General features: G+C 63.6%; 13 protein-coding genes. 4 read left to right on the top strand and 9 right to left on the bottom strand.

Annotated elements, in window-relative coordinates:
- Positions 1 to 22 precede the first annotated feature (22 nt).
- The 4 genes from BUB04_RS08335 to BUB04_RS08350 form a co-directional block, all read right to left on the bottom strand.
- Positions 23 to 3,754 carry a hypothetical protein gene (locus tag BUB04_RS08335; protein WP_073038541.1) on the bottom strand — a complete coding sequence of 1,244 codons (3,732 nt, stop codon included), beginning with the start codon at positions 3,752 to 3,754 and terminating at the stop codon, positions 23 to 25.
- A 217-nt stretch (positions 3,755 to 3,971) separates the two neighbouring features.
- Positions 3,972 to 5,264, bottom strand: coding sequence for an adenylosuccinate synthase (locus BUB04_RS08340; RefSeq protein ID WP_073038542.1), 1,293 nt, complete (start codon positions 5,262 to 5,264; stop codon positions 3,972 to 3,974).
- 166 nt (positions 5,265 to 5,430) lie between these two features.
- On the bottom strand, positions 5,431 to 6,288 hold the full coding sequence (gene htpX, locus BUB04_RS08345) for a zinc metalloprotease HtpX (protein ID WP_073038543.1): 858 nt from the start codon (positions 6,286 to 6,288) through the stop codon (positions 5,431 to 5,433).
- Positions 6,289 to 6,431: 143 nt separating this feature from the next.
- Complete coding sequence (locus tag BUB04_RS08350) at positions 6,432 to 6,893, bottom strand: Hsp20/alpha crystallin family protein (RefSeq protein ID WP_073038544.1); 462 nt, start codon at positions 6,891 to 6,893, stop codon at positions 6,432 to 6,434.
- A gap of 208 nt (positions 6,894 to 7,101) precedes the next feature.
- Here BUB04_RS08350 and BUB04_RS08355 point away from each other — a divergent pair, with 208 nt between their 5' ends.
- A complete protein-coding gene (locus BUB04_RS08355; RefSeq protein ID WP_073038545.1) occupies positions 7,102 to 7,971 on the top strand; it encodes a DUF3786 domain-containing protein in 870 nt (289 codons plus the stop codon).
- Here BUB04_RS08355 and BUB04_RS08360 read toward each other — a convergent pair.
- The gene (locus BUB04_RS08360; RefSeq protein WP_073038546.1) at positions 7,968 to 8,867 is read right to left on the bottom strand and encodes a hypothetical protein; all 900 of its coding nucleotides are present in this window, start codon (positions 8,865 to 8,867) and stop codon (positions 7,968 to 7,970) included. The two genes, BUB04_RS08355 and BUB04_RS08360, sit on opposite strands and share 4 nt — an antisense overlap.
- Positions 8,868 to 9,059: 192 nt before the next feature.
- On the opposite strand from BUB04_RS08360, the gene BUB04_RS08365 reads away from it, so the two are divergent.
- The gene (locus tag BUB04_RS08365) at positions 9,060 to 9,311 is read left to right on the top strand and encodes an FmdB family zinc ribbon protein (RefSeq protein WP_073038585.1); all 252 of its coding nucleotides are present in this window, start codon (positions 9,060 to 9,062) and stop codon (positions 9,309 to 9,311) included.
- A gap of 357 nt (positions 9,312 to 9,668) precedes the next feature.
- On the opposite strand, the gene BUB04_RS08370 is transcribed toward BUB04_RS08365, so the two are convergent.
- Both BUB04_RS08370 and ftsY read right to left on the bottom strand, forming a co-directional pair.
- A complete protein-coding gene (locus BUB04_RS08370) occupies positions 9,669 to 10,847 on the bottom strand; it encodes a CaiB/BaiF CoA transferase family protein (protein WP_073038547.1) in 1,179 nt (392 codons plus the stop codon).
- Positions 10,848 to 11,416: 569 nt separating this feature from the next.
- A complete protein-coding gene (gene ftsY / locus BUB04_RS08375) occupies positions 11,417 to 12,595 on the bottom strand; it encodes a signal recognition particle-docking protein FtsY (protein WP_073038548.1) in 1,179 nt (392 codons plus the stop codon).
- A gap of 149 nt (positions 12,596 to 12,744) precedes the next feature.
- On the opposite strand from ftsY, the gene BUB04_RS08380 reads away from it, so the two are divergent.
- Positions 12,745 to 13,416, top strand: a complete 672-nt coding sequence (locus tag BUB04_RS08380; RefSeq protein WP_073038549.1) for a class II aldolase/adducin family protein — start codon at positions 12,745 to 12,747, stop codon at positions 13,414 to 13,416.
- Between the two features lie 96 nt (positions 13,417 to 13,512).
- Here BUB04_RS08380 and BUB04_RS08385 read toward each other — a convergent pair whose 3' ends face one another.
- Positions 13,513 to 15,531, bottom strand: coding sequence for an acetate--CoA ligase family protein (locus BUB04_RS08385; protein ID WP_073038550.1), 2,019 nt, complete (start codon positions 15,529 to 15,531; stop codon positions 13,513 to 13,515).
- A gap of 311 nt (positions 15,532 to 15,842) precedes the next feature.
- Complete coding sequence (locus tag BUB04_RS08390) at positions 15,843 to 16,253, bottom strand: thioesterase family protein (RefSeq protein WP_073038551.1); 411 nt, start codon at positions 16,251 to 16,253, stop codon at positions 15,843 to 15,845.
- 314 nt (positions 16,254 to 16,567) lie between these two features.
- Between BUB04_RS08390 and BUB04_RS08395 the strand changes: the two genes are divergently transcribed.
- Positions 16,568 to 17,062 (top strand): rubrerythrin family protein, encoded by a 495-nt coding sequence (locus BUB04_RS08395; protein ID WP_073038552.1) that lies wholly within the window; start codon positions 16,568 to 16,570, stop codon positions 17,060 to 17,062.
- Positions 17,063 to 17,125 lie beyond the last annotated feature (63 nt).

Raw genomic sequence — 17,125 nt, forward strand, 5'->3', positions numbered from 1 at the left:
TCCCTGTTGTGTATCGGGACCTTCAACGGAGGTTTGCGAACTTGAGCGCCCCTTCCAAGAGGTAGGTCATGTCCTCCACCACATCCGGAATGCTCTTTCCGCCGGTGAGCTCCCGGATGCGCCGCTCGGCGGTGATGGGGTCGATGTTGTTTTCACCGAAGTCCGCAAGAACCTTTCTCACTTGGTTCCAATGTCTGCGGGCTTTGTCGAGATCGGAAAGGCCCTTGCTCGAAGTGGGCCTCACCTTGTCCAGGATGGGATCGAGCTTTGTTTTCATGTCCTTGGCCGCGCCGCGGGCGATCTCCTGCAGCTTTTCCATGCGGCTCAGATCGGGATCCCCCTGCATGTGCCACGATTTGTAGCGGGTGACGTCGGCGGCCTGCTGCCCCCAGATCCTGGAGACTTTGGACTTATCCTTTTCCAGCCACTGCAGATCCTTGTAGCTTTCGGCGTGGCCGCTGGTGGTCACGGTTTCCCATGCCTGCTTTGCGCTCCGGCCGGTGGAGGCCTCATAGGCCTCTTCCCAGGCCCTCTGGGCGTCTTGCTGCCATTGGTGGACCTTGGCGGGCTTGCCGTCGCGGGTGAGAGACTGCACCATCTGCTCGTCGAGTCCGATATCGAAGTCCATGCCCACGGAACCGGCGCTGGAGGAGTTGCGCATTTCCTTGAGGGGCTGCTGATTCCAGCCCCTGGCCCGCATATTTTCATGGAACCGCGCCTCCACGTCGGCATGAACGGCTCGCAGGTGGGCGTTGTAGGCCCTCTGGGAAAGGGGATCTCCCTTGTATTTCAGGAAGTTTTTGGCGTGGGGGTTGCCGTTGATGGCCGCGACCTTCTCACGCACCTCGGCTTGAAGGCGCAGGATCTCCTCCGCAGAGGCCCCGGAGGAGCCGGCCTGGGAGAGGCGTTTTTGCGCCTGCCGGAAATCCTCCACCAGATTCTCGCCCTGCTTTCGGGCCCTCTGGAATTGTTCGAGAGCCCGCTGATCCGCAGATTTGGGCAGCTTCACCGCCGGTGCTTCCGGAACGCTTCCGCTCTTGGTGGTCTTCACGTCCGGTCCGTCCACGGTTTGCAGGGGCTTTTTCCCTGTGGGGACATCCGGTCCGTCCGGGCCGGTTTTCGGCTTTCCGAGGACCTTGCCCATGCCGTATTCCAGGCCCTTGGAAAGGGCAAAGGAAACGGCACCCCGCTTGAGCGCCTCCTCCAGACCTCCTTCCTGATAGCCGCGCATGGCCTCGGCCGCGGCCCCTGCCGTGGGGCCGAACAGCGCGGCGGTGCGCAGGACCGCCTCCGTAGGACCTCCCTCAATGTACCCGGTGGCGGCCTGGTAGGCGGCATCCACATATTGGCCGCCGAAAAGGGAGGCAACCATCATGCCGGTGTCCGCAGCGCTCTTGATGTTCTGGGAGGCTTCCAGGCCCAGGTTGGCATAGGCGGCCTCTTCGTCGCTCTGGGCCTGGATGGCCAGGAAGTGCCCTTCTACTTTCTTGCCTAGGGCGTCGGCGATGCGTTTCACGGCCGTCTGATCCATGTTCAGGCGCACGTCCGGTGTCAGCTGGCGTTCCACGAAGGCGCGGGCCTCCCGTCCCTCCTCCCCCGGCAGCATGCCGGCCAGCTTGAACAGGGCATCGCTGGATCGCTGAAAATGCTCCATGCGCTGCTGGCTCTTGCGGATATTGGCGACGAATCCCGCATGGGCATAGTCGTCGAAGGGGGAGCGGGAATGGACGAGTTCCCCGGTCTCGATGGAGGCCACCAGGTCCTTCTCGCTTTGCAGGTCGGCCATGGCCCCTACGATGCGGAATTCCAGCTGCGCCCTGCGCTCGGGATCCGTTTCCTTGGCCAGCTCCGCCCGGTCCCGCTCCAGGTTGCGCTGGATGATGATCATGTTTTGCTTGTGGAACTCGATGCGCTCCAGTTTCGCGCGGCGTTCCGCCTCTTCGGCCTGGGAAGCCCCCTTGGCATCGGCGGCGCCCTCCTCTTCTTTAGGCTGTGTTCCCTGCCTCGCCGTCTGGGCAAGCGCGGGTTGTTCCTTTTGCGGAGCCTGCGGACCGAGCGTACTTGCAAACAAGGCGGAGAATCTTTTTCGATCTTGGGCCAGCGTGGTCTTTTCAGAAAAAGGGCGTTCCTTGAGCCACTGGCGGGCGGCCTGAATGAAGATCGGGGTCCACTGGTTGTGGCGGCGGACGTCGTTGAGCTCTGACAGGGAAGCTTTTTCTGCCAAACTCAGTCCCACTTCCGCTCCCATGCGGGCTGCGACCTGCTTGTGCGTATCCTCTATGGTTTCGGTGGGAGCGAGCTTGGTGTCTTCCAGCTCCGCTCGCCGGGCGTCCAGCTTGCGGCGCATCTTTTCATAGGCCGCCTCCACCGTGTCCAGGGCCACGGGCGGCGGGTACTCCACGCGGTCTTCTCCCTCCTCGAGCTTCTCGGCATTGATGCGGAAGACGCTGGTTTCGTCCCCATCCTTGACTTCGTAGGTATGGCTCAGTCTGGTTTCTTCAAAATATGGAGCCAGAGCGGGTATATACGGCGAATCGCCGGGGTTCATGCCGAAGATCCCGATGAAGGGGTCTTCCTTATCCTCATTGTCGTTGGCGTCCAGATAAAGCGCACGATAGGTGGGATTTTGCGGATCTCCCACGGCGTACACCACGAAGAGGAGCGGAATCCCCTTGATGCCTTCGATCCATCCGTCTGTGTCCCCCTCCCCGGAACCAAACCAGACGCCCTCCAGCGGGGCCTTTTGGGCAAAAAGACTGGCGATGGTCTCCACCGCGGATTTGTGGCGCGCTCGCGCCTCTTCCTTGGCCTCGACGGGATCCGGCGGCTGCCCCAGGGCCTCCATGGCCTGAGCGAGCTGCCGTGCGCGGGCCTCCAGCGAGACGAGATAGTCCTTGAGCATATTGGCCTGGGCCAAGGCGGACGCCGCCCCTTCCTCGCTGTCGTAGGCCGCGGCGAACTGCGCTTCCGTCCATGCCTCGTCGAAGGCTGCGGAGGTGGAGGCGATGGCGCCTCGAATATTCAGAAATTCCGCCAGGATGGGCGTGGCTGTCCGGAAGTATTCGAGGATCTCTTGCGAAGGGAAGTCATAGTAGGATGCCCACCGCTTTTCGAATTGCGCAGCCTGGGCTTCGCTCATCTCCCCCATGAGGATGCGGGTGGCTTCCTTGGCCGTGGTGATCATGCCGGCGTACTGCGTGCTGCCCAGTTCCACCATGGGAAGCGCTGGAGGCAGAGGCATGGGCGACAGGGGCTGGAGCGCGGAGAGGCCGGAGTCGGCACTGTCTGCCGGTGCCTGTGTGGATGGAGCCGCAGCGGGCGGATTCTCGGCACCGGAAGCCCCTTGGCGGACCTCGTTCATGGCATCGGCGACCTGGCTGAGGGCCTGGACTTCGGCCGGGCTGAGGGCCGCCTTGTGTTCCTGAAGGATGGTGGACAGCTGCTCGGGGGTCGCCCCCAGCACATCGATGCCTTTGGCGCGAAGACCGGCCAAGGGGCCCATGGCGGTCGCCGGAAGGCGACCGTAGCCGATCAGGGCGCGGACCGTCAGGGCGTTCTTTTGCGCAAGGTCGCGCAAAGCCTCGCGGGCCTTGGCGTCCGCAACTGTCTGCGCCGCGGAATCGGAAACCGCCTGGCGCGGACCGGACGCCGTTTGGGCGCCCGCCGGCATGGAAGCCAGAAGGAGCGCCGGAAAGGCCAAAATCAGAAAAGACCGGAAGAGAGCAAGGCGGTGCCGGCGGGACACGGTCGTCATGGGAATCCTTTCCAAAGGTTTTTGGTTTTTTGGATAGGTTTAGACCAGCTTTCCCGCGGGAGCAAACGGAATGTCCACCGGCGGACCGGAGGGGATCAAAAAAGCCGCAGGGGGGGTTCCCGTGCGGCTCTTTGCTTTGTCGGCGTGATTTTCAGCGGCGTCCTTTGCGCCCAGCGGGCGAGGCGGCCCTTGCGGGGCGCTCCGGGCGTCTCATGGGTCAGGAGAAGGGATTGGACAGGACGATGGTCTCTTCCCGGCCGGGGCCGACGGAGACGATGCTCAAGGGCACCCCGACGAACTCTTCCAGGGCCTTGAGATAATTCTTCGTATTTCGGGGAAGGTCCTGGAACCGGCGCACGCCCCGGATGTCTTCCTCCCAGCCGGGAAATTCCTCGTAGACGGGTTCGCAGCGCTCCATGAGCTCGATTTCCCGGGGCAGGCCGTCGAGCTCCCGGCCGTCGCACCGGTAGCCCACGGCCACCTTGAGCGTGGGAAGACCGGTGAGCACGTCCAGCTTGGTGATGGCCAGGCTGGTCAGGCCGTTCAGACGGGCGGAGTCCTTGACCACGCACAGGTCGAGCCAGCCGCACCGGCGAGGCCTTCCGGTGGTGGACCCGAACTCGCCGCCGCATTCCCGGATCCGCTCTCCCGTGGGGTCGGTGAGTTCCGTGGGGAAGGGGCCCTCGCCCACCCGGGTGGTGTAAGCCTTGAGGATCCCCAGCACCTGGTCGATCTTGGTGGGGCCGATTCCGGCGCCGCAGCAGGCGCCGCCCGCCACCGTGTTGGACGACGTGACGAAGGGATACGTTCCGTGGTCGATATCCAGGTGCGTTCCCTGGGCTCCTTCGAAAAGCACGTTCTCGCCGCGTTCCAGGGCGCGCTGCAGACGCACGGACACATCGCCCACAAAAGGAGCCAGTTTGCGGCCGTATTCCAGGTACTCGTCGGCCACCGCGTTCGTATCCAGGGGCTCCCGGCCGAAGTAGTGCTGGAACATGAAATTCTTTTCCTCGAGCACGCCTTCCAGCCGCTGTCGAAACACCTTCTCATCCAGCAGGTGATGGATTCGAATGCCGGAACGGGCCGCCTTATCCTCGTAGCACGGCCCGATACCGCGCCCCGTGGTGCCGATCTTGGACGCTCCCTTCTTCACTTCGCGGGCCGCGTCCAGGAGCCGATGGTAGGGCATGATCACATGGGCGTATTGGCTCAGCACCAGCTGCTCGGGAGTCACGTCCACGCCGAATTCCTTGAGGCGCCCCAGCTCATGGAGGAGCACTCCGGGATCCACCACCACCCCGTTTCCTATCATGCACACCTTGTCCCGGTGCAGGATGCCCGAAGGCGTCAGGTGGAGGATGATCTTTCTTCCGCCCACCACCAGCGTGTGACCGGCGTTGTTGCCCCCTTGAAAGCGAACCACGCAGTGGGCGTCCCCGGTGAGCAGGTCCACCACCTTGCCCTTTCCTTCATCGCCCCACTGCACTCCTACGACAATCACGGTAGCCATTGTTTCATCCTTGTTTTCTTATCACCGGACCCCTGGTGAATGATGTGAAAGGGCGCACATGAGGCCCAACGGCCACCTTTAATGAAAAAAGGAAGGCCTGTCAAAAGCAAAAAGGCACGGCCTGAGCCGTGCCTCGAATGGGTGCCTCTCGCCGTCGCCCGGATAATCAGTAGGCGAAGGAGCGAAGCCTGCGGATCCGCTCCTCGATGGGCGGATGGGTGCTGAACAGGTTCACCAGGCTCCTTCCCGACAAGGGATTGACGATGAACATGTGGGCCGTGGCCGGCTTGGCCTCCACCATGGGGATTCTCTCGGACGCCACCGCCAGTTTTTCCAGGGCGCTGGCCAAGGACTCGGGATGTCCGGCGATGCGGGCTCCCGTCTCGTCCGCCAGGTACTCCCGGGATCGGGAAATGGCCATCTGGATCAGCATGGCCGCAATGGGCGCCACGATGGCCAGAACCAGGGTTCCGAAGAGGCCTCCGGCCCCTTCCCCCTCTTCATCGTTTCCGCGAAAGCCGCCGAAGATGGCGGTCCAGCGGGCCATGTCCGCCAGGAACATCACCGCCCCCGCCATGGCGGCGGCAATGGTTCCGATGAGGATATCCCGGTTCTTGATATGAGCCAGCTCGTGGGCCAGAACGCCGCGGACCTCATGGGCCGAAAGGAGCCGCAAAAGGCCCTCCGTCACCGCCACCACCGCGTGTTCCGGGTTTCGACCCGTGGCAAAAGCGTTGGGGGTTTCGCTGGGAATGATATAGACCCGGGGCATGGGGAGTCCGGCGCTGGCCGCCAGCTCCCGCACCATGTTGTAGAGTTCGGGCGCCTCCCGCTCGTCCACCGGTTGAGCCCGATACATGGCCAGCACGATTTTGTCCGAAAACCAGTAGGTCCCAAAGTTCATCACGACGGCGAACACCAAGGCGATCGCCATCCCTTGCGGGCCGCCCAGAAGCCTTCCGATCCCGACGATCAGGACCGTCAAGGCCGCCAAAAGCAGGGTGGTCCGGAATCGGTTTCCCATCGTCTTTAAGCCTCCTCTGACAAGTGTTGTTTGAGGGTTTTCTGAAACCGCCCCGAGCGCCGGCCGGGCCGGCACGGAGCTCGCCTTTTCCGTGCTCCTATGTCTTCAGATATTCGGACGTGTCAAGGAAAATCGGGGGATGCTCAGAGATCGGACCGCACCACGATCTTTCTGGAATCCACTTCCTTCTTGGGAACGCGGATCGTGAGCACCCCGTCGCGGAACTCGGCCGAGACCCGGTCTTGTGCCGCCTCCTTGGGCATCACGAGCCTCCTCTGAAAGGGCCCGCAGGAGCGTTCCCGGAGGACCGCCTTCATGCCCGCCGGTTCTCGCAGAGAACTTGTTCCTCGGACGAAAATTTCTCCTTCCGCCGCCTCCACCAGAAGGTCCTTTTCCGAAACCCCGGGAAGATCCACCACGGCGATCCACGTGCGCTCGTCCTCGTACACATCCACGGCGGGCTCCCATGGACGGGCCTTTCCTTCGCCTTCGTCAGGCTCCGGGCCGCGTCGGGCCGCCTCCAGGCAGCTGCGGTAGAGCGCATCCATGCGCTTTTTCATGTGAAGGATCTCGTCCACCACGTTTGCAGCCGGGGCTACCACCATTTCACTCCCTTGTTTCTCTCCTTGTGTTGAATCCGAATCGCGGCTTGCGCCGATCCACCACGCAGGATTTAAGAGCCACTGAAAAATTAAGATGAGGCCTTGCCACCGTCAAGATCGGCATGAAGCCGCTTTTTCCCGCCCGCCCCCTGACAAGCGGAGCCATCGTACTTATGCATGAAAGAAAACGGTGAGATCTCAGGAGGCGGCCATGGACCAACAGAGACGCCGGATGATCCAAAACAGGATCACCCCCATCGACCTTTTCAAACTAACTCCCAAGACCAATTGCGGCGAATGCGGCCGGCCCACCTGTCTCGCCTATGCCACCCAGGCGGTGGTCGGCGAGATCCCCGTGAACTCCTGCCCCCATCTGGATTCGCAGGGCCTGGAAGGCCTGAAAAGCCGCCTGGATCGGCAGCTCGAAGCGGGCATCGGAAGAAAGAGGGAAAGCTTCGAAAAGACGTTGGAATTTTTGAGGAAGGAACTGGCCGGGTGGGACCTGGAAGCCCTGGCCCCGCGGCTGGGCGCCGAGGTGGAAAAGGATCCCGACACCGGGCAGGTGCGACTCACGCTCCCCTATCTGGACGATGTGGTCCAAATCTCCCCTTCCGATGTGGTCTCCCTGTCGGATCGCGAGATCAACCCCTGGGAAAAGATCTTTCTTTTCAACTACGTGATCGGAGGAGCCGTGGAACCTTCCGGCACCTGGGTGGGAATGGAAAGCCTTCCCAACTCCATCTCCAAGATCAAGAGCCTCCGGGCTCACTGCGAGGAACCGCTGGCCAAGGCTTTCGCGGCGGACCGCAACGCCCTGGTCCGGGCCGCCGCCCCCTGGTTCGTGGAGCTGGAGGCGGAAAACGGCGAAGCCGACTGGATGGGCGAGTGCCAAGTTCTTCCCAAGGTCCCCCTTCGCCTCTTGTGGTGGCCGGAAGATCCGGAAGACGGATTCCCGGCCCGGGTGAAGTTTCTTTTCGATGAAAGGGTGCTGGAAACCCTGGATCTGGAATCCCTCCTCTTTGCCTGCGAGCAGGTGACGGAACGACTCGCGGAAGGAAGGATGGAAGGATTAAAGGATTAGAGGATTAGAGGATTAGAGGACGGGTGAGTGGGGGTGGAAAGGAGGTGTCGGGCGTGGTTCACGGCCTCCTTTTCCAACGAGCGCAGGATCTGACGGGGCGCCTTGAAGCACCCCAGCCGAAGGCGGACGAAGTCGGCGAAGCTCTCCCGCGTCCCGGCCCGATGCACATGGACGGTGTCCCGTTGGTCGTTTTCGGGCCAACGGCGCCGAAGCCCCGATTCCAAAAGATCGGCCAGCCGGCCCATGGCCGCCTCCAGGCGGTCGTTTTCCGGCAGGTCCTGCAAAGGGCGGCCTTCCAGCAGCACTTCCGCGAGAAATCGATGGGCGCGGGGGCGGTACCGGGAATCGGTGAGGAAGGGATAGCGCCAGACCAGTTCGGTGGCGGACCAGCCCCGGACGGACGCAAGGGACGCCAGGGCGCCCAGAACTCGCTCGCCCCACAAGAGGACGTGGAAAAGGGGGTTGGCCCGGGGGCTCGAGTAGAAAAAGGCGTTCAGACCGGCGGCCGGCTCCAGCCAGAATCGCTGCTCCCGGGGATCCAGTCGCGAAAAGACCCGGGACGCCAGGCACTGCTCCCGCGCGCACTTGGCCCGGTATCCCACGGCGTCCCGAAGATCCCGGCCGCCGTTTTGCGCGGGGTGGAGCAGGCAGCCGATCCGCCGGCCCTGCCCATCCAGATACCCCAGGGCCCAGCAGGAAAACCCCACGACGGGCCGCCACGGACGGGACCGCCGAAGAAGGGACTCCCGGTTGTCCCGAAATTCCCGTTTGAGACTTCCGACCCAGTCGAGAGGGTCGTAGCGGGCGGGTCGGATGGGAGGGCAGCACCCGAAACACGACCGCTCCTCATCCGGAGCACACAGGGACAAAATCCTAAGCGGGGAGTCTTTTTTCATCAGGTCTCTCCACCACCGCGCGCTCAGCGGGCGGGGATAAACCCCGCCCCTACCCAAGAAGTGGAGCCGTTTCCGCAAGGGCGGGCTCTATGCCGGTCCGCTCGGCCATCCCGGATTGACTTGCCGGCATGGGTTTGTTAAGAGGCGGGCGGTGCTGCAAGGCACGAGTCCATGAACACGCGAGGTGAAGCCATGCCGATCTACGAATTTCGATGCATCCGGTGCGATCATATCCAGGAAGTTCTCGTATCCAGCAGCAGCGCCCCCGTGGAAATGAAGTGCGAAAAGTGCCAGGGAGAAGAGCTGGAGCGGGTCCTGAGCCGGGTGAGCTACATGATGGGCGGATCGTCTTCTTCCGGTGGCGAAGGCGCCAAGGTCACCACCAAGAGCTGTTCCCCGGGCAGCAGTTGCGCCACCATCGAACTTCCCGGCCACACCCGCTGAAGGGGAAGGTTCGTTCGTCCCTGGACACCGGTGTTGCCCCATCCCCGTCATTTCCATCGGCGCCTGCCGGCGCTCATTGGCGGCTTTCCTTCAGATCAACCCCCATCACGGACGGCCCGTGACAACGAAGGATAAAACGCCCCTCTGGCAAGCAGCCCCCCTGTAGGGGCGAATGATTATTCGCCCCTACACGCCATGCGCGCGAACGGAACGAGGCCGCGTTTCATATAAACGATCACGGTCTCCCTTACGCCACCCCGTCTGCATGAAAGAACCTGCGCCGGGGCGCCGGCCGCTCCCACATACCAGTCATTTCCATCGGCGTTTATTCGCGTTCATTCGCGGTTTTTCTTCACATCAAACGACACCTTCCGCCCGAAGTTTCTCGATGGCCCCCTCGTCGTAGCCCGCCTCCAGGAGCACGTCCCGGGTGTGTTCTCCCAGGTCGGGGGCGTGAGTTCGGATCTCTCCGGAGGTTTTTGAAAACTTGGGAGCCAGCCCCATCTGCCGGTAGGCGCCCCAGGCCTGGTGGTGCAGCTCCACCACCATCCGCCGGTGCCGCATGGCTTCATCGTCCAGGACTTCGGCCAGGTTCAGAACGGGTTCGCAGCAGCAATCCTCCGCCTCGAAGATCCGGACCCACTGGGCCTGGGTCTTCCCGGCGAAAGCCTCCGCCACCTGATCCCTCAGTTCCTTCTGGTGCGGTCCGGGCTGGAAGTAGTCCGGCCGGTCCCAGTCCGGCCGGCCCATCACCCGGCAGAACGCCTTCCAGAACTGGGGCTCCAGGGCCCCCAGGCTCATGTGCCGGCCGTCCCGGGTGCGGTACACGTCGTAGCAGGCCAGGCCGTGGTTCAGAAGGTCGTCGCCGGGTTCGGGAACCCGGCCGTCGGCCAGGAACTTTCCCCATCTCAGGCAGTTCCAGGCGGCGGCTCCGTCCGTCATGGATATGTCGATCATCTGGCCTTCCCCGGTCCGCTCCCTCCAGAAGAGAGCCGCCGCGATGCTGAAGGCGGCCGTGAGCGCCCCGCCGCCCAGGTCGCCGATCTGAACACCGGGCACCACGGGATCTCCGCCCCGGCCGCAGTAGGACAGAACGCCGCTCAGGGCCAGATAGTTGATGTCGTGCCCCGCGCGATCCGCCCTGGGTCCGTCCTGGCCGTATCCGGTGATGGCGCAGTAGATGATCCGGGGATTGACCTCCCGCAGAGCCCCATAGCCCACCCCCAGGCGGTCCATGACGCCGGGGCGGAAGCCCTCCAGCACCACGTCCGCCGAGGCCGCCAGCCGGACGAACACGTCGCGGCCGGCCGGTTCCTTGAGGTTCAACGTGAGGGACCGCTTGTTTCGGTTGAGCACCACGTGGAAGCCGCTGTTGGCGCCGATCTTGGGCGGCCACCACCGGATGTAGTCCCCCACCTTGGGATCTTCCACCTTGATCACGTCGGCTCCCAGATCCGCCAGGAGCATGGAGCAAAAGGGGCCGGGAAGCAGCCGCGAAAGATCCAACACCCGAATGCCTTCAAATGGGCCCGACATGGCACGTCTCCTTGTTTGAGGGCCAAGAGCGTATGGGGAAGGAGCAAGAAGCCAGGCGCGGAGGACTTGATCGCGGCGCTGCCCGCAGGGGCGAAAGATCTTTCGCCCCTACAGTGGCCACACCTTCCGCGCCCGTGGGCGCGAGTCCCGATCCGCATGGCCGGCAAGCCGCCTCGTGCAGAAAGATCCATGCGCGTCTCGCCCGCCTCGGAGGTTGTCCAAAAACGCCTCCACCCGTCTCTCCCGCGCAAGCGGGAGTCCATAACTTGCCGGTGATCCTGGATCCCCGCTTTCGCGGGGATGACGAATGGGCGTTGAACCAGGCAAATTTGCCGTTCTCGGACAAGCTCCTAGGAGCCCGTCCGACAATGGCTCTCCGACTTACAAGGCCGAGGAATTTGGGTCCTCCTCGTAGCCGCGGGGCTTCAGCCCCGCGGAAAGGGCCATCGTAACACCTTGAAGTCGCCGGCCGTATGCGATGGCCTATCCGACAACCGGGGATTCCTCCGCAGCCCTAAAGGGCTGCGCTACGAGAAAAGAGGTCGTCCGCGGCGTTCTCGGACACGCTCTTAGAGAAGGGCCTCGGCGAACTCCCGGGGATCAAAGGGCCGCAAATCGTCCATCCCTTCTCCGATCCCGATGAAGCGCACGGGCAGCTTCAGCTCATGGCAGATGGGGACGATGACGCCCCCCTTGGCGGTGCCGTCCAGCTTGGTGAGGATGAGGCCCGTGATGTTCATGGCTTCCCGGAAGAGGCGCGCCTGGCTGATGGCGTTCTGACCCGTGGTGGCGTCCAGGACCAGAAGGATTTCGTGGGGCGCCGTGGGCATCTTCTTCTGGATCACCCGGTGGACCTTCTTGAGTTCCTCCATCAGGTTCACCTTGGTGTGCATGCGCCCGGCGGTGTCCACGATGACCACGTCCGCCTTGCGGGCCTGGGCGGCGTCCAGGGCGTCGAAGGCCACGGCCGACGGATCCGCTCCGCTCTTTTGCCGGATGACCGGCACGTCGATCCGCTCTCCCCATCGTTCCAGCTGCTCGATGGCCGCCGCCCGGAAGGTATCCCCGGCCACCAGCAGGGGCGAAAGCCCGGACGTCTTGATCCGACGGGCCAGTTTGCCGATGGTGGTGGTCTTGCCCACGCCGTTCACGCCGATGACCATGATGACGAAGGGCTTGGCGGCGGCAGGATCAAAGGGGGGCGCGTCCACGGAAAGGATCCGGGCGATCTCCTCGCGGAGGGCTTCCCGGAGGCGCGCCGGATCCTGGAGCTCCTTGCGTTTGACCCGATCGCTCACCCTTTCCAGCAGCAACTGGGTGGCCTGCACGCCCAGATCGGACGTGATGAGGATCTCTTCCAGGTCGTCCATCACGTCTGCATCGATGGTCTTCTTGCCCAGCACCAGCCGGTCCACCCGGTCGGCCAGCCGTTCCCGGCTTCGGTGGAGGCGTTCCCGGAGGCGGGAGAAGAAGCGCCCCCTTTGGGCGCTCTCTTCCGCTTCTTCGGCGCTCTCTTCCGGTATCTCGCCGGCGCTCTCCGTCGTTTCCTCAGAGGGTGCCTCTTCGGGCTCCTCATGGCCGGCGGCCGCTTCCGCTGCCTCCCGGCCCCTCTCGTCCTCGCACATCTCGACGGCATCCCGGCCGGCCGGTTCCTGCTCACCTTCAGGAACTTCCGCAGCCTCTTCCCTTTCCACCGGGGGCTCTTGCGCCGGTGCGTCCTCTTTCTTCCTTCTGAACCAACGAATCATGGGGGTTCTTTTCCTCCTTGATAATGGGGCCGCCCCCGGCGCATCTGGCGTCCAGGGCGGTCCCGTGCTATGAGATGGCGGTATTTTGGAAAGATCCCGGCGAATCTAGCACACACCCCCCGGAAAATGAAGAAAACGGAGAGACGTTCATGCGCAAGAGGTGGGAAGGCGGGCCGGACGGCCCCATGAGGCGGGAGATGATCCGGATCTGTCGGCAGCTCGCCCGGGAAGGGCTCGTGGCGGCAAGCGACGGCAACGTGAGCTGCCGCCTGGATAACGATCGTTTTCTCATCACCCCCAGCGGACGGCCCAAGGGTGATGTGGAGGCGGAAGAGCTCCTGGTGGTGGACCGGCACGGTGAGGTGCGAGACGGCGCAGGCAAGCCCTCCAGCGAAATCCGCATGCACCTTTTGGTCTACGAAAGGCGTCCGGACGTGCACGCGGTGGTCCACGCCCATCCGCCCCTTCTCACCGCCCTGACCCTGGCCGGAATTCCGTTCCCGGCCGATGTCTTTCCAGAAGTCTGGATCTCGGTGGGCCCGGTCCCCACGGCGCCCTACGCCACCCCGTCCACGGAAGAGGTCCCCCGGGCCATCGCCCCCTTCGTGGATCGGCATCAGGCCGTTCTGCTGGAACGCCACGGATCTCTCACCGTGGGCGAAAACCTGCGCCAGGCCTTCTACCGGCTGGAAAAGCTGGAACATGCGGCCCGGTGCCTGCTGGCCGCAAGGCTCTTCGGCGGGCGTCTGCCCGAGCCGCTGGATCCGGCAAGACTCGGTGAACTGGAGGCGATCTTCGGATCCCCGCTTCCGCGGGAATGATGCATCCGGCGGAAATCCGGGAGCGCAGGGGCGAAAGATCTTTCGCCCCTACCGTCCCGCGTTTTCCCTCACGCCTCACGACTTACGACTCACGACTCACGCTCCCCGCCAGATGATCCGGGCGTCCGCCACCACCAGGCCTTCCGAATAGGCGAAGACGGGGTTCAGGTCGATTTCCATGATGTCTTCGTGGGTTTCAGCCAGATGGGCCAGCTTGAGGATGGCGTCGGCCAGCGCCTCCTTGTCCACCGGGGGCGCGCCGCGGTAGCCGTCGAGAAGCGGCGCCGCCTGGATCTCCTCCATCATGGCAAAGGCGTCTTCCCGGGTGATGGGAAGGATCCGCATGGCCACGTCCCGGAAGAGCTCCACCGTCACGCCGCCCAGACCGAAGAGGATCACCGGGCCGAACTGGGGATCCCGGTTCATGCCCAGGATCACCTCCAGGCCCGCCGAAGCCATGCAGCTCACCACCGCGCCCCGGATGTCGGCGTCGGGCCGGGCCTTTCGGGCGCTTTCCATCATCTCCTCATAGGCCTTCCGCACCTCCTGGCCCGACCGGAGTCCCAGGCGCACGCCTCCCACGTCGGACTTGTGGAGGATGTCCGGGCTGTCGATCTTGAGCGCCACGGGAAAGCCCAGCTGGTTGGCCAGATGGACCGCCTTGCCCGGGCTTTCCGCGAACCGATGGCAGACGCACTCAAACCCATGGTTTTCAAGGAACTCCAGGCATTCGCTGAGGCTCGGATGCCTGCCGCCGGCCGGAGACGCGGGAACCGTGGTTCGGGCCGGCTTGCGCTTCTTTTCGGGCGGGAGCAGCTGCGCCAGGGCGCGCACACCCCGCTCGGGAGTTGGAAAGACCGGAATGCCGTTGAGGTGCATCTTCTTTCGCTCCACCTTCTCCACGTCCGCCCCGCCCAGGAAAATGACCACTTCATGAGCGCCCGGGGTGACCACCGTGGAGGCGTCGGCCACCGGATCCCCGAAGATGATGCCCATGATGTCGTAATAGGGCCGGGCCCGTTCCAGGACCGCCTGGTACATGGCCGCATGGGCGTCCCCGGTGAGATCCAGCGGGTTGGCCCGAATGGCGTGGGCCGGAATCACCCCTTCCAGGGCGTCGGCCAGTTCGGCGGGAAGCGGCGCCACGTCCAGCCCCTCCCTTTCGGCCGTATCGGTGGCCAGGATGGCCGCTCCTCCCGACGTGGTGATGAAAAGGATGCGGTTTCCCGGCGGCGGATTGAGGTAGGCGAGAGCCTTGGCGAAGTCGTAGAATTCCTGGATGGTTTCCGCCCGCACCACCCGGTGCGCTTTGAAAAGGGACGAATAGACCGCATCCGCCCCCGCCAGGGACTTGGTGTGGGATTCGGCCGCCACCTTTCCCCTGGGAGTGCGTCCGGCCTTGAGGACCACCACGGGCTTGCCGGCTTCGTCGATGGCCCGGCGAAACTCCGCCGGCCGTTTGATCCCCTCCAGGTACAAGGCGATCACCCGGGTGTTGGGATCCTGATCGAAGTAGCGGATGAGGTCCGTCTCGTCCACGTCCGCCCGGTTCCCCAGGCTGACGAAGCACGACACGCCCAGCTCTTCGTCGGAAAACCAGTCCATCATGGCCGCGCCCACCGTGCCGCTCTGGCTGATGACCGCCACCCGGCCCTGGCGCTGGAGCAGCGGCCAGGACGCGCACAGGGGATGGTAGGGGTTGTTCACCCCCTGGCAGTTGGGCCCGATGAGGCGCACGCCGCCCTCCCGGGCCACCCGCACCACCTCCTGCTGGAGCGCCTCCCCTTCCGGCCCCGCCTCGCTGAATCCTCCCGTGATCACCACGGCGGCCTGCACGCCCTTTTCTCCGCAGTCGGCGACGGCCTGCGGAACGAAGCGGGCCGGAATGATGATCACGGCCAGGTCCACCCCGTCGGGAACCTCCTTGACGTTCTTGAAGCACTGCAGCCCCAGGATGGTCTCACTCTTGGGATTGATGGGATAGATGGCCCCGGGGAATCCCCCTTCCAGGATGTTCCGCAGGATCTCGTGACCCAGCTTCTCCGGACTTTCCGAAGCGCCGATCACGGCCACGCTCCGCGGCCGAAAAAACGCATCCAGCTGCTGCACTCCCATGGCGCCCTCCCGGTTCGGGTTCGTGTGATAGGACGGCAAAGGCCCTCGCACGGGGACCTCTTTTCTCCGCGCGGTGCGGCGCTCGGGCGGCCCCCTCAGGAGCTTGCCTGGGAACGCCGCGGACGACCTCTTTTCTCGTAGCGCAGCCCTTCAGGGCTGCAGAAGAATCCCCGGCCGTCGGATAAGCCATAGCCTGTTTCCTGTCACTTCATGGAGTTACGATGACCCTTTCCGCGGGGCTGAAGCCCCGCGGCTACAATGAGAAGGGGGGTCCCGGCCTTCCATGCCGGAAAAACATTTTGGACAAGCTCTCAGGACTCGGCCGCCTTGCGGGCCTTTTCCTCCACCCGGGCGTTGAACTTGTCCGCCTTGATGATGAACCGCTCGTGGGTGGCCTCCCCGATCTTTTCCACCTCGTCGTAGGCTTCCAGCCTGAAGGTGAGCTTGCGCCCTTCCACGGCCGTCACCTCGGTCACCACCCGCACTTCCATGCCCAGGGGCGTGGGAGCCAGGTGCTTCAGGTTCATGGACATGCCCACGGACTGCATGCCCGGCTCCAGGTGCTCGTCGATGAGCATGGCCGAAACCTGCTCCATGAGTCCCCCCAGAAAGGGGGTGGCGAAGACGTCGGGAAGGTTTTCGTAAAAGCGGCGGGCCGAATGTTCCGGCTGGGTCTTCAGGGTCAGTTCCTTCTTCATGCCCACGGTAAAGACCTCACTCATGGTCACCTCCTGTTTTGATCAAAGGACGATGGACAACGCCTGCAGACCTCTGTGGAAAGTCGAAAGGAACCGGCTTCAGCGGGAATGGAATCAAAGGATCTTTCGCGGGGAATCGTCAGAGGGAGAGCGGGAACATTCGGTTTTGTATCCTTCCAAATCCGCCGGAATGTGTCAAGAAAGGAGCCGCCCGCGCGTGTTGACACCCCACGGGCCCGCTCTTAGCTTTCAAGGGATTGGTTTCCACGGCCCGTCCCGGGCCGACCATCCGACAAGAGCCCCTTTAACGTGAAACCACATGGACCATGGAGGTACGTATGTCAAAGGTGGAAGAACATCTGAAGGAAGCGTTTGCAGGCGAATCCCAGGCCAACCGCAAGTACCTGGCCTTTGCGGAAAAGGCCCGTGAGGAGGGCTATCCCGGAGTCGCCAAGCTGTTTGAAGCCGCCGCCGCGGCGGAAACGATCCACGCCCACAAGCACCTGAGGGTTCTCAAGGGCATCCGGAGCACCAAGGAGAACCTCCAGGAAGCCATCGCCGGCGAAACCCACGAATTCAAGAGCATGTATCCCCAGATGATCGAAGACGCCAAGGCGGAAGGCCATCGCCAGGCGGAGATCAGCTTCACCTACGCCAACGAGGTGGAAAAGGTCCACGCGTCCCTCTATGAAGAGGCCCTGAAGGATCCGGAAAACTTCCCCGTGAAGGACTGGTTCCTGTGCCCCATCTGCGGCTACACGGTGGCCGACGAGCCCCCCGAGCGTTGCCCCGTGTGCGGCGCCAAAAAGGAAAAGTTCTTCAAGGTGGAGTAGGCGCCTGTTTGAAAACTCCCCCAACCGTCACTCCCGCGCAAGCGGGAGTCCATAACTTACTGG

This window comes from Desulfacinum infernum DSM 9756 (genome assembly GCF_900129305.1).
GTDB classification, from domain to species: Bacteria; Desulfobacterota; Syntrophobacteria; order Syntrophobacterales; family DSM-9756; genus Desulfacinum; species Desulfacinum infernum.